The following is a 14092-nucleotide window of genomic DNA, read 5'->3' on the forward strand; positions in this document are numbered from 1 at the left end:
GTGATTTATCAAAACATTACTTTTTAGTATTATACCTTATATAGCGTCTGATTTTTCAATATAACTTCTTGAACAGAAGCATATTTTTTCAATTGTTTGAGTTCACTAGGATTAGATACAAACGTGATGACAGTTCCTTCCTTCCCCATTCGACCGGTTCGACCTGCACGGTGAGTATAGGCTTCTTGATTGAAAGGAAGATCAAAGTTGAGGACGCATTCAAGGTTATCAATATCAATCCCACGCGCTACCATATCTGTAGCCAATAAGAGATTGAGTTCATGGTTTTTGAAGCGTTCAATGATGACCTTGCGGAACTTGACATTGACATCAGAGGCCAGAGAGACCGTATTGGTACCAGTGTAGAGTAATTTGTCTTCGCTCGCTCCAAGATCAGACAGACTGTTAAAGAAAGCAAGGGCACGAAAATCAGGGATATTGGCAAACTTACGGAGCATCTCTAGCCGATCGCGCTTGTCTACCATCATATAACAATGCTGGATATGATTTAATTTTTGGTCAGATAAGTCAATGGTCCTGATGTCTTTCGCAATCCTTTCACGATCAAATTTAGCAGTTGCGCTCATGTAGATGAGCTGGTGATTACGTGGAACATAGCCTATAATTTTTTCTACAAAATGGTACTGAGAATCAGAGAATAGCTGATCAAATTCATCCAAAATAATGGTGTTAACAGCCATCATTTTGATTTTTTTTAGTTTCATCAATTCTAAAATACGGCCGGGTGTTCCAATCAAGATTTCAGGGCCTTTTTTTAGGCGTTCAATCTGACGCTTTTGGCTAGAACCCGATAGAAAGAGTTGGGCATGCAATCCAAGCGCCTCGGACCAGGTCTTGCAAACATCAAAGATTTGACCTGCCAATTCTGTATTTGGTGCCAGAATGAGAAGTTGCTGAGATTTTTTGGGTATCAGAGACAGGAGGGTAGGCCAAAGGTAGGCGAGTGTTTTGCCAGTTCCCGTAGGACTGATAGCTAAAAGAGATTCACCGGTTGAGATTGGATCAAATACTTGTTCTTGGATGGGCGTGAAGTTCTCAAACCCGAGTTGGCTTAGCTGGTCCTTCCAGCTAGTAGGGAATTTAGATTTCATGAGTATCCGCCTTAAAAGTTATTCCAGCGTCTTGGCGCATGGTATACAATGTGTGGTGAACAGCCTCAGCTACATCTAGCCACTGGTTAGCTAAATCATGGTTTTGTTGCTCGATGATATGGGCAAAACGCTGAGCTTCCTCTAGCATAGCATGTTTTTCAGCTTGGATGGGGAGAATGATTTGTGTTCCATCATGCTTTGTAAAAATGGCAGAGCTGATATGCTGACAAGCATTGAGAGTAAGAGTTCCTTCATTGGTGTAGATTTCACTAGGTAGGTTGCTGGTGATATTTTTTCCAGCTTGGATACTAATGATATAGTCATCATAGATGAGTTGACCAGCACCGTTCAAATCAATGCTAGAGGGGAGTTGCTGAGCCACATAATGAGTTGATTTGGGAACACCCAATAATCCGATGGCAGCATAGAGTGTATAAACACCTAGGTCCATTAAAGCCCCACCTGAGAAATCTGGTGAAAAAACATTGGGTGTGTGACCATTTAGTAATTCAGGCATTTTAGATGAGTATTTTGCATATCCAAAATAGCCACCCAGAATCGTCTTATCATTTAGGAAATCGCGAACAACCTCAAAAGCTTTCTCGTGGTAGTTCCTAGCAGCCTCGAACAGGAAGACCTGCTGTTCCTTGGCAATTTGGCGGAGGTGAGCCAGTTCTTGCGGAGTAGAAATCATCGGTTTTTCAACGATAGCGTGTTTCCCAGCAGAAAGGACAGCCTTGGCCTGCTCAAAATGTAAGGAATTGGGGCTAGCAATATAGATGACATCGAGAGGAGCAGAAAGGAAGTTTTCCCATTCTGTGTATAATCGAATGGTTTCATCATTTTTTGAAAAAGCCTGAGCAGTTTCTAATTTACGGGAAAAAACAGCCCGTAGTTGATAGTGTTCACTCAAGCAGGCTGCTTGGATAAATTGATGGGAGATGTCGGAAGTACCAACAATACCTAAATGAAGCATAGATTGAATTCTCATTTCTTTTGTATTCTCCTTTCCATTGTACCACGTTTCATGGTAAAATAGTATCGAAAATAGAAGGAGACAATGATGACTCAGAAACCCATTATTATTGGTGTCACCGGTGGATCGGGAGGTGGTAAGACAAGTGTGTCACGTGCCATTTTGGATAATTTTCCAAATGCTCGTATCTCAATGATTGAACACGATTCTTACTACAAGAATCAATCTCACCTGACTTTTGAAGAACGAATATTGACGAACTACGACCATCCGCTGGCCTTTGATACGGATCTAATGATTTACCATATCAGTGAGTTGTTAGCAGGGCGTTCGGTAGATATTCCGATTTATGACTACACGCAGCATACACGTTCAGACAAAACCTATCGTCAGGAACCGCAGGATGTATTTATTGTAGAAGGCATTTTAGTGCTGGAAGACAAACGCTTGCGGGATTTGATGGATATTAAGATTTTTGTGGATACGGATGATGATATTCGTATTATTCGTCGTATCAAACGAGATATGGAAGAGCGTGGACGTAGTTTGGATAGTATCATTGAGCAATATACTTCAGTGGTAAAACCAATGTATCACCAGTTTATCGAGCCTACGAAGCGCTATGCTGACATCGTTATTCCCGAAGGGGTCACCAATGTTGTAGCTATTGATCTGCTCAATACCAAGGTAGAGAGCATCTTAAGAGAGCGCGGTTAAGATATTTGAGGTAGGGAATGCACAGTTGCTGACAATTAGTTGGTGGATATGTAATTGAAAAATCGTGTTAAACTTTAACTCTATTATTTGAGAAAGTGCCCTATTCTTTCTTAAACTTACATCAAATAAAAGTGTTTAGTTTTATTTAAGGTAGTTAGGTTATAATTTAATCATTCTTTTTCATAACCCTCCTAAGAGCACCTAGAGATAGGTGTTTTCTTTTTATGTTTTTACCATTAAATATTTTTATAAGGAGAGTTGGCCAATCTAATCCGAACTAATAACTGGAAACTGTAAATCCGATGACTGCCATTGAAACGGGTGTTAAGATAAAGAAAGTCAGAAACTTAGAACTACAGCTTTCCTTGAAATAGAATTTCAATCTTGTATGTGTTAATCAAGTTTATCGTATCATCAACTATTACTAGATTGATGTAGAGATGCAGATGTTGAGTGCAATTTATATTTTTTCATTTGAAAAAATGATAAATATATGTCATAATATTTAAGGATTTTAGTTTTTCAAACAAGAGGTAAGTATATATGAAAAAATCAAAAATAATATTCGTATTAGCAGCGAGTATTCTATTATCAACAACCCCAGTTATGGAAATAGGGACAAATAAAGTGTATGCTAATCAGTCAATTCAAGAAAAGAAGTATAGTGTTGAGATTGTTAAAGAAGAAAAATTTGCTGAATTTTTAGAAGGAGCAAAAAAGGAAGCAAATAATGGAGAGGTCTTTGTTCATCTCTTGGGAAAAGAGAACCTTCACAGAAGCTCTGCTGTTAACTTACAAAACATTACAAAGCCTGAAGACCTATTTAAAGACGATAATGGCAATGTAGAAGCAAATGAAAAATATGTATTCGTAAAAATAGATGGTAAGCATTTAGCTGGCAATAATAGAGTGGTCATAATGAACGCAAAAGACGTCGTTGTTTCTACTAGGCAAGAATATGAAAAAGAATTTGAAAAAAGAAAAAGTAAGTTACATGAGTTTTCTTATGAAAATTCCCAAATACATAGTTTAGAAAAGATAGAAGACGATGAGAATCTCCTGATGCTATTGGATGCCCATGGAGTATGGATGGGTAAAAAAATAATCAAAAGCAATGTATCTGATTTTGAAATATATTCTAAAGTCTTAAAAATAGAAAATAAGCTAACAGTGAATTATGGATTAAATCCTAATCATAGAGAAGAAGGGTATACCGAAAATTTAAAGTTTGAAAATTTTAAACAAAATGACTATAAAATAAGAGAAATGATTGACTCTGCAGGTATAAAGGATAGTGATGAAGATCGTGAAAAAATCAAAAAATTCGCAGTAGAAATGGGGAAAATAGCTTATGATTTCAACACTTTCTACAGCCCTAACCATTCGGCAGAGTATAATTTACCATCTGATTTGTTTGCAGTAACGAAAAGAAAACGTGCAATGTGTGTAGGATTTAGTACAACTGCTGCGAGAGCTTTTAATCTCATGGGCATTCCAGCCTATGTTGCAGGTGCGAAAGTTGAAACGGGTCAACTCCATGCGGTTACAAGATCTTTCTATGATGGAAAATGGCATACTGTTGATTTGACAAGCAGCAAAAGAGCAGGCGATACGGGATCAGGCTATTCTGAGTTGATGTTTGACCGTAGTGAAGATAAGTATACAGAAATTGTTAAAAATTTTTCACCCAAAGAAGCTTTAGCACATATAGGGACATTGTCGAATGCCCAAGTTATGACTAATACGACATTTGAAAACTGGGCTAAAGACCAAAAAGCAGAAGATTTGGTTTTAATCAATAAAGATGCTATTTACAACAATGCAAAAGGAAAAAGTGCTGTCGAAAGAGATCCCCAAGATCAGATCCAAGAACGATTAAAGAGAAGAGAAATTGAAAAACAAAAAGCAGAGGAGCTGTTCAAACAAAGAGAAGAACAAAACAGAATAGAATGGGAGAAAGCTGAAAAAGAGAAAATTGAAAATAAAAAAGCACAGGAAGAAGAGCTCAGAAGATTGCAAGAACAATTTTTAGAAGCTGAAAAACAGGCTGCCTCTAAAAAAGAAACACAAGCAGAAAAGGAATATAGCAAAGCAAATAGAGATAAAAACAAAACTATAACCATTGGTTGGACTAAAATGAATAACAAATGGTACTACCTACTAGAAGACGGTAAAATGGCTAAATCAAAATGGATTTACGATAAAAACTATTCTTCATGGTATTACTTGGATAAAAACGGAGAGATGTTGACTAATGGTTGGATAAAACATTCCAATGGTAAATGGTACTACCTACTAGAAGACGGTAAAATGGCTAAATCAAAATGGATTTACGACAAAAAACATTTTTCGTGGTATTACTTGGATAAAAACGGAGAGATGTTGACTAATGGTTGGATAAAACATTCCAATGGTAAATGGTATTATCTACTAGAAGATGGTAAAATGGCTAAATCAAAATGGATTTACGATAAAAACTATTCTTCATGGTATTACTTGGATAAAAACGGTGAAATGCTGACCAATGATTGGATAAAACATTCCGATAATAAATGGTATTATTTACTAGGAGACGGTAAAATGGCCAAGTCAAGATGGATCAATGGTTGGTATATAAACAAGGATGGTTTTTCAGAGAAAAAACAATGAAAATAAATCCTATAATTTTGGTTCAAAAAATAATCCAGAATATATCAGTATCGGTAAAGTCTTGTAAAAAGTGGATATGCTAGCAGGAGGGAATATGTGAGTTGTGTGTTCTAGTTCGTTCCTTTCAAACATATTTCCACCGAAAAATGATGACTTGTATACACTGTTTTTCTTGTTTCCTAGTCAGGATTGTGATAAAGTTATAGTATTATGTAGGATGCTCCTTACTGCCAACCTTGCTCAGGCGTTAAGAAGGGAGCGAGGTTGGTAGGAGGTTAAAGATTAGGAGAATGTATGACAATCAAACAAATGGCTAGCATGATACTGATGATTTGGAATATGATCGTTTTTATCACCTATGGTATAGATAAAGGAAAAGCCAGAAAGAGTACCTATCGTATCTCGGAAAAAACCTTGTTATTCATGTCGTATTTGGGTGGTGGTCTAGGTGCCTGGGCCGGAGGAACACACTTTCGTCATAAAACACAGAAAAAATATTTTCAACTAGCTTGGGCAGTGGGACTCATGGTGGATGCGGTAATTATGTATTGGATTTGGAAATAGGCGAAAGCCTTTTTCTTTATCACTCAGACTATAAATGTCTGTCCATTTATGCTATAATGTTCCATATGAAGAAACAAGAAAAAATCTCAACTTATCAGCTATTATTAGCTCAACTGGAGGCTCTCCTAGAAGGAGAAAGAAATGCTCTGGCCAATCTGGCAAACGCTTCGGCCTTGCTCAATCAAACCCTACCAAATTCTGTTTTTACAGGTTTTTACCTCTTTAATGGCAAGGAATTGATTTTGGGTCCTTTTCAGGGTGGTGTTTCTTGTGTCCATATTGCACTTGGGAAAGGGGTCTGCGGAGAGGCAGCTGAAAAGCATCAGACTATTTTCGTAGACGATGTTCGAGTGCATGATAACTACATATCCTGCGATGCGGCAGCCTTGTCAGAAATCGTGGTCCCTATGGTGAAAAATGATCAATTACTGGGCGTTTTGGACTTAGACTCTAGGCTGGTTGCGGATTATGATGCCATTGACCAAGAATATCTAGAAAAGTTCGTTGCTCTCTTGGTTGAGAGAACGGATTGGAATTTTGCTATGTTTGGAGAAAAATACTAATGTACCAAGCTTTGTATCGGAAGTACCGGAGCCAGACTTTTGGGGAAATGGTGGGGCAGGAGGTGGTTGCAACTACGCTCAAGCAAGCCATTGAGCAGGGAAAGATTAGCCATGCTTATCTTTTTTCTGGACCTCGTGGTACGGGGAAGACATCAGCAGCTAAGATTTTTGCCAAGGCTATGAACTGTCCGAATCAGGTTGGAGGTGAACCATGCAATGATTGTTATATCTGCCGAGCTATTACAGAAGGTAGTCTGGAGGATGTGATTGAGATTGATGCGGCATCTAATAATGGTGTAGATGAGATTCGTGACATCCGTGATAAGTCAACTTACGCACCTAGCCTTGCGACTTATAAGGTCTATATTATCGATGAGGTTCACATGCTGTCTACGGGAGCTTTCAATGCTCTTTTGAAGACTCTGGAAGAGCCAACAGAGAATGTGGTCTTTATTCTTGCGACAACGGAGTTGCATAAGATTCCTGCGACGATTCTTTCACGTGTTCAGCGGTTTGAATTTAAGTCCATCCAAGTGGCAGATATTCAAGCACATTTGGCGACTATTTTATCAAAGGAAGGGATTGCTTTTGATGAGCAGGCCTTGATGCTTATTGCACGTCGGGCAGAAGGTGGTATGCGGGATGCCTTGTCTATCTTGGATCAGGCTCTTAGTCTTAGCCAGAGTCAAGAAATAACACTAAGGATTGCAGAAGAAATCACAGGTTCGATTAGTCTGCTTGCTTTGGATGATTACGTGGCAAGTATCCGTCAGTTCGATAGTATTACTGCTATTAGGCATCTGCAAACGCTATTTGATCAAGGAAAGAGTATGAGCCGGTTTGCAACGGATTTGTTGCATTACTTACGAGACTTGCTCATTGTACAGACAGGTGGGGAGAACACCCATCTGACAGCAGGTTTTATAGACAACCTCACCCTTCAACAAGATCGGATTTTTTCCATGATTGAGATGGTTACAAAGGGACTTGCGGATATTAAGTCCAGTCCCCAACCCAAGATTTATGCTGAAATGATGACAATTCGTTTGGCGGAAGATGGATCTAATTCAAGGGAAATAGCAGAGCTACCAGCAGATTTGACTCAGCAGTTGGCAACTTTGCAACAGCAGGTTGCTGAGCTGCAAAAACAATTAAGTCAATTATCTAGCAATCAACCAATGACGATTAAACCAGTCTCTCGAAAGCCGCAAGCGCAAAAGAAATACAGATTGGATACTAGTAAGATTCATGCAATTTTGCAGGAAGCGATGGAAAATCCAGTCTTGGCGCGCGAGAATTTGACCCGTCTGCAAAATGCTTGGGGAGAAATCATTGAAAGTTTGTCTGGGGCAGACCAAGCTTTGCTTGTCGGTTCTCAGCCAGTCGCAGCAAATGAGAATCATGCGATTTTGGCTTTTGACTCACCTCTCAATGCTGAGCAGACCATGAAACGGGATAACCTTAACACTATGTTTGGTAATATTCTTAGCAAAGCAGCGGGATTTTCACCGCAGATTTTAGCGATTGCTCAAGAGGATTGGATCCGTGTTCGAGCGGAGTTTTCAGCTAAAGCCAAAGGGAAAAAAAACCAAGAAACTGAAAAGGCAGAAAGTTCTCTTCCAGAAGAATTTAGCTTTTTAGCAGGTGCAGTCGAAATAGTGGATGATTAAGAAGGTTGGTGCTAGTTCTTTTTAGCAAAGTGAGTGCTTAAAGAGAGGCGCCCTATCCACAGAGAAAGAAATTTAACATGTTTTTAATTTTGGGAATTATATACTAGTTTACACTAACACAATATGGTCTAGACAATCCTCGGAATTTCTAGGTTTTAGCTACATCAGGTTGTGGTTAGTGTAAACAAATGTATAGTTAGTTCCCTTAATTTTTTGTTCATAGTATGTATCTACTGAGAAAGTGTATTATAAGGAATTTAAGATTCTTTTACGATACTTCTGTTATTCTTGTTACCTTCGATATTCTCGGATTTATTAGGGAAATTTATCTAGAATACAAGATTTATGAAAAAATAGCCAATACAGCTAGAGAAAGAATTATACCCTACACTTGGAGCAAGCGGGTATAGTTTTTTTTTTTTTGAAAAAATTTCTTATAACTCAATGATTTCTGCTGTGAGTAGATCTATCGCTGAGATTGTGGAGTTCTATTTGTTCGTAAAAAAAGTCTCATATACCCTATATGAGCTCAGTCACCAGAAAGAGTCACATGGAATAAAGTAACTGCCAAAGAATTAACAGTTATTAAAAGTGTGAGATGGGAATTGAAAGATTGATGTCAGTAGGTTCTATTTCATTCGCTAATTTCAGTCTACATGAACGCTGCAAACATTACTTGCCTCTTGTCAAGCATTTTAAATTCTTCCAATCGTATCTTAAAAAATTACTATCCAATTAAAGATTTATCATAAATTTTTAACTTTGTTTGACAATTTTAAAAAATAGTAGTATAGTTAACTTAAACGTTTAAGATAGCGGTTACAAAATAAAAAGGAGTTTCTAAAATGAAAAAATATCTTGTACTACTCGCTGCTACTGGGCTTACTTTGTCTTTAGGAGCTTGTCGTGCTTCCGAAAATAGTAAAAATGGAAGCCAAAATTATCCGGAAAAGGTTGCAGTAGCAAAAGTTGTTTATTATGATATGGATGGTAAAACAGAGTTAGAGAAAAAAGAGGCTAAATCCACTAAGGAAGCCTTGGAATATATGCCTCAAAAAGAAGGATACGAATTTGAAGGTTGGTATGTGAAGCCAGATTTATCTAAAAAGTTAGTTGAAGGAATAGAACTTCAATCGGACATGAAGCTATATGCAGGTTTTTCTAAGTATCAAGAAGATGTACGATCTTTTGTAATTTTGGGAAATGGGAAAAGCGAAGTGTTGAAGTCTTCTAATTGGGGTGCAGTGATCACTGATGCACATAAAATGATAAAAGAAGATGCAAAAAACTCAAATCTTTACAAATTAACGGTTAAATTGGAAGAAGGAGACGAGTTCCAATTTGCAATAAATGGTAAATGGGAAAATCAAAGAGGATATGGTTATTTAACGACAGCAGAAAAAGATGGGGTTTCCTACTTTAAAAATTCGGGAGGTCTAGGAGATGTGGCAATAAAACGCGCTAATATCAAAGTAGCCAAATCTGGTACCTATACATTTATCTTAAAAACTCATCCAGCGGAAGATACCTATGCGAAAGAAGATCCAAAGTATTCAGAGCTAAAAAAAGAGACATTTAATACAAATCCTTTTGACAGTATCACTTGGGAGTTTATAGAAAATTAAATTGGTAAAAAAGAGTAACTAGGGAAAATTTGATATTGCATAGCTTGGTTCCTACTTGTAGTTTAGCTTAATGAATATTGAATTGTAGGTAAATCAATCACTGGATTATATTGAAGCAAATCTATAACTAAATAAAAGGGAACAATCAATTTCTTTGAAATTACGATTGTTCCCACTCCCTTATACGAGAATATTATGATTATCCATTTCTTGACGTTGCATTGCCCATTCAATAGCTTGAAAAAGATGATTAAATTTTTCTTCGGAAATATTTGGTAGATACAGTTTTTGCTTTGTATCCATCAAGATTTCATTCAGTGTTTGATCAACAATCAAAATATTTCCTGATGGAATTGTTTGAATATCTTCTAAGCGATTTACGAAAAGGACATCAGAAAATACCTGAAGTAAATGCTCCCTTCTTTCGATATTATGAATAGGAATACTGACAAAGGTGAACGGCTCTCCCTTGAAAAAGTTTTCGGCTATGTGGCGCATGTGCAAATAGTCAGAGTTGACTTGAAAGAACAAAGGGTCATCAATAAAACTATCAAGTGTAATGAGGGGAGAAAAATTGGCATTTCCTATTTGATGGAATTCTTCTTTGCTCACATCTGAGGTAACGATGACATCTGCCATATCATATTTTTCAATGAATTGTTCATTTAAGCAGACTAAATGATACTCTTTAGAGTGTAAGTAGGCCGATAGGCTATCAATAAGATAAAATTGTTCTGCATTTTTTAAAAATGATTCGTGTTTATGATAATAGAGTGCGACAGTTTGATGCTTTTTTGTGACTAAGGACTTTGCAGCTCGATTCGGAGTATAGTTGAGTAGATTGATAGTGTGTAAAACTTTTTTCTTAGTTTCAGGACTAATTTTCTGGTCTTCTCGATTGTTGATAACATAAGATACTGTTGCAACAGAAACATTTGCTTCACGTGCAACATCTTTGATGGTTACTTTATTTTTCATAATTTTGTTATATAAAAAAAAGAGGGAAAAGTCAACCCATGAGACAGATGGGATAGATAGGAGAGATATATGAATGGAGCGGGTATATTACATATTCCTGATTCTAGGTATTGTTTTGCGATAGGAACAAAAGACTTAGTTATTAGGATTAGATTGGCAAAAGAGGATAAGAATACGAAGGTTTCCTTGATTTACGGTAAAAAGTATGACTATCATTTAAGGCGGCAAAGTAAGGAGCTATCTATTAGTTATGAAGACCAAACGTTCGTTTATTTTGAAACGACATTGTGTTTGAATGATACTCGGTTGGCTTATATTTTTTGTTTAGAAGACAAAAAAGAGACATTTTACTTTAGTGAAGATGGCTTGACTAAAGAGTATGATTTTGATGAGGGATTTTATAATTTTTTTCAAATGCCCTATATCAATCAAGCAGATGTCTTTCCCAGTTTGAGTTGGATGAAAGAAGCAATTTTTTATCAAATCTTTGTTGATCGTTTTGCTCAAGGAGATTTTAAAAAAGATCAATCTTACATTACAATGCAGTGGGGCGATGTACCGACTCCAAAGAATTTTGCAGGTGGAGACTTATTAGGTATTTTGGAACACTTGGACTATCTCTCAGATCTGGGCGTGACAGCTCTCTATCTGACGCCAATTTTTCAGTCTCCTTCTAATCATAAATACGATACTGTTAATTATTACAAAATTGATGAGCAATTTGGTTCAAAAGAACATCTGAAATTACTAATCGAAGCAGCACATCAAAAAGGAATTAGGATTATTTTAGACGCGGTGTTCAATCACTGTAGCGTACTATCTAAAGAATTTACAGATGTATTGCGTAAAGGTCGAAAGTCTAAATATTATGATTGGTTTTTAATTGAAGGCGATTTTCCTGATGTAGAGGAAGTAAATTATGAATGTTTTGCTTCATGTCATTACATGCCAAAATGGAACACTTCGAATCCTGCTGTCCAAGAACACTTGATACAAATTGGTTTATACTGGATTGGGGAATTTGATATTGATGGATGGCGTTTAGATGTATCCGATGAAGTATCGCATCAATTTTGGAGAAAATTTCGCATAGCTGTCAAAAATGAAAAAAAAGATTGTGTCCTAATTGGAGAAAATTGGCACGATGCTTACCCGTACCTGATGGGAGATCAGTATGATAGCATTATGAATTATGCTTTTACTAAAGCGTGTTTGGACTGCTTTGCGACAGAGAGGTTTTCAGCGGAGGGAATGTCAGACCAGCTTAATCATATTTTGATGAGGAATATGGAACAGGTTAATCAAATGAATTTGAATCTGCTTGACTCACACGATACACATCGTATTTTTACACAGTTAGGTAAGTCTAAAGAGAAATTACTGGCAGCTTTATCGCTTACTTTCGTTTTTCCGGGTGTTCCGTGTCTCTATTATGGAACAGAAATTTGTATGGAAGGTGGCTATGACCCTGATTCGCGAAGAACTTTCGATTGGAATAAGGAAAACTGGGACAATGCTGTGTTAGAAAAAATAAAAGCGTTAACTTTTTTGAAACGAGATAAACGTATTCAGGACGGAAAGGTTAAAATTTACTCGAAAGGTCATTTGCTTATCATCGAAAGAACATTAAATAATGACAAATTAGTCTTTTATCTCAACCTTGGCAATCAACCACAAGAAATCCAACTAGGAGAGAAAGTTCTTATTGAAAATGAGCTAAAAAATTATAATTTGTTGATGCCATATGGTTTTGTGCTATTTGAACTAGAGGAGGGAAGTTATGAAATTCAAAACGACTAATAATCTACTAGCATTTGCTTTAATGACCATCTTTTGTCTAACTGGTTGTGGAAAATCTTCAGAGGGAGAACAAGTTAAGCGCAACGAAAATGCTATTTTTACAGGAAAAATAGAAAATGATGTAACCATTAAGGTTTTGGAAAATGACACAGCTATCTCAAAAGGGTACTTTGCAGACTTGATAAAGGCCTTTAATGAAGAATATGCTGATAAGGGAATAAAAGCAGTTGATGCTAATACGGATCAGTATGTTGATTTGGCGAACGACGGTCCTTATGGTTACGGGCCAGATGTTCTCTACCAAGCGAATGATGTTATCATGAAGTATGCAGATAGTAAGCACATCTATCCTCTTCCGATAGATCAATTAGATGCTTATAAAACTACTTCCCCAAATGCTTGGTCGGCCTTTGAAATAAAAAAGGAAGGAAAAACCTACACCTGTGGAGTTCCTGTTAATGTTCAAGCGCCCGTTCTCTACTACCGCAAGGATTTATTGCCAAATGATTGGAGGGAAAACTGGGATGACAATAAAAACCAAATTCCAGATATGGTAGAGACATGGTCAAAATTAGTTGATTTTTCAAGACAGCGTCATGCAGTTAACCCTACTCAATATGGTTATATGGAATCTCTTTATGACACCTACTTTTCTAGCGGTTATTTATTCTCTTATGGTGCCTACATTTTTGGTCAAGGTAATACAGATACAAAAGATATTGGTTTTTCTAAAGGAGAAGCAGAAAAAGGAGCAAACATTATTCAACAGCTTGCCTCTGTTATGAATGAAGAGAGTATTGATAATACCATTAAGTCTAGTGCTTATAGTAAGTTGGGAGATGGTACTTATTTTGCAACGATGTCAACACCAGATGTATATTCAACTTTCTTAGATGAAATTGTAAAAAATTACGAAAGTCAAGGAAAAACAAAGGAAGAGGCTCAAAAACTGGCGAAAGAAAATCTTGTTGTGACAAGTCTTCCAAAACTGCCAAAGAGTGGTGATTTGAATGATGTCAACTCAGAATTGATAGACAACAAAATGATGGGAGGAATCAATGGTTATGCGATTAGTGCCTACACGAAAGCACCAAATGCTAGTCTTTCTTTTGTCAATTTTGCTACTCGATACCAAATGGTGATGAAACGTTATGAAAAATTAGGAATTGTACCAACTCAAAAAGATGTTGTTGATAAAATTGGGGGAATCTCAAAAGTGTTACACGCAAATCTTGAAAAGGGAAATATCATAACTATGCCCTCAATTTCTGCTGTTTCTCAAATTTGGACACCAACTCAGACATACTTTTCAGACATAACAAAAGATGTATTCCGTCCTGAAAATGAAAAGAAATATAAAACATTAGCAGATTTGAAGTCTGGCTTGAAAGATGTAGACAAGCAGATTAGTGATGCTATTCATACATTGGAGTAGGAG

General features: G+C 36.9%; 11 protein-coding genes. 8 read left to right on the top strand and 3 right to left on the bottom strand.

Features of this window, described 5'->3' with window-relative positions; translation table 11 throughout:
* Positions 1-29 precede the first annotated feature (29 nt).
* Complete coding sequence (locus tag SR187_RS02480) at positions 30-1112, bottom strand: DEAD/DEAH box helicase (protein WP_120171401.1); 1083 nt, start codon at positions 1110-1112, stop codon at positions 30-32.
* On the bottom strand, positions 1102-2088 hold the full coding sequence (locus SR187_RS02485; RefSeq protein ID WP_120172456.1) for a Gfo/Idh/MocA family protein: 987 nt from the start codon (positions 2086-2088) through the stop codon (positions 1102-1104). The genes SR187_RS02480 and SR187_RS02485 overlap by 11 nt, the downstream gene beginning before the upstream one ends.
* 87 nt (positions 2089-2175) lie before the next feature.
* On the opposite strand from SR187_RS02485, the gene udk reads away from it, so the two are divergent.
* The 6 genes from udk to SR187_RS02515 all read left to right on the top strand — a co-directional run bounded on the left by udk (position 2176) and on the right by SR187_RS02515 (position 9876).
* Positions 2176-2805: a uridine kinase gene (udk, locus tag SR187_RS02490; RefSeq protein WP_024532439.1), complete on the top strand. Its 630-nt coding sequence runs from the start codon at positions 2176-2178 to the stop codon at positions 2803-2805.
* Positions 2806-3348: 543 nt separating this feature from the next.
* Entirely contained in the window at positions 3349-5454 is a 2106-nt protein-coding gene (locus tag SR187_RS02495) for a hypothetical protein (protein ID WP_120171402.1), read from the top strand.
* Positions 5455-5748: 294 nt separating this feature from the next.
* Positions 5749-6018 carry a DUF1294 domain-containing protein gene (locus tag SR187_RS02500; protein WP_024532435.1) on the top strand — a complete coding sequence of 90 codons (270 nt, stop codon included), beginning with the start codon at positions 5749-5751 and terminating at the stop codon, positions 6016-6018.
* Positions 6019-6083: 65 nt separating this feature from the next.
* Positions 6084-6581: a GAF domain-containing protein gene (locus SR187_RS02505; RefSeq protein ID WP_120172457.1), complete on the top strand. Its 498-nt coding sequence runs from the start codon at positions 6084-6086 to the stop codon at positions 6579-6581.
* A complete protein-coding gene (dnaX, locus tag SR187_RS02510; protein WP_120171403.1) occupies positions 6581-8251 on the top strand; it encodes a DNA polymerase III subunit gamma/tau in 1671 nt (556 codons plus the stop codon). Before SR187_RS02505 ends, dnaX begins: the two co-directional genes overlap by 1 nt.
* Before the next feature lie 845 nt (positions 8252-9096).
* Positions 9097-9876: an InlB B-repeat-containing protein gene (locus SR187_RS02515; protein WP_024532346.1), complete on the top strand. Its 780-nt coding sequence runs from the start codon at positions 9097-9099 to the stop codon at positions 9874-9876.
* A gap of 180 nt (positions 9877-10056) precedes the next feature.
* Here SR187_RS02515 and SR187_RS02520 read toward each other — a convergent pair whose 3' ends face one another.
* Positions 10057-10854 (bottom strand): LacI family DNA-binding transcriptional regulator, encoded by a 798-nt coding sequence (locus tag SR187_RS02520; RefSeq protein WP_120171404.1) that lies wholly within the window; start codon positions 10852-10854, stop codon positions 10057-10059.
* Between the two features lie 69 nt (positions 10855-10923).
* Here SR187_RS02520 and SR187_RS02525 point away from each other — a divergent pair, with 69 nt between their 5' ends.
* Positions 10924-12654, top strand: a complete 1731-nt coding sequence (locus SR187_RS02525) for a glycoside hydrolase family 13 protein (RefSeq protein WP_120171405.1) — start codon at positions 10924-10926, stop codon at positions 12652-12654.
* A complete protein-coding gene (locus SR187_RS02530) occupies positions 12635-14089 on the top strand; it encodes a sugar ABC transporter substrate-binding protein (protein ID WP_024532349.1) in 1455 nt (484 codons plus the stop codon). Before SR187_RS02525 ends, SR187_RS02530 begins: the two co-directional genes overlap by 20 nt.
* The last annotated feature ends 3 nt before the right edge of the window (positions 14090-14092 follow it).

It is taken from the genome of Streptococcus ruminantium, from assembly GCF_003609975.1.
GTDB lineage: Bacteria > Bacillota > Bacilli > Lactobacillales > Streptococcaceae > Streptococcus > Streptococcus ruminantium.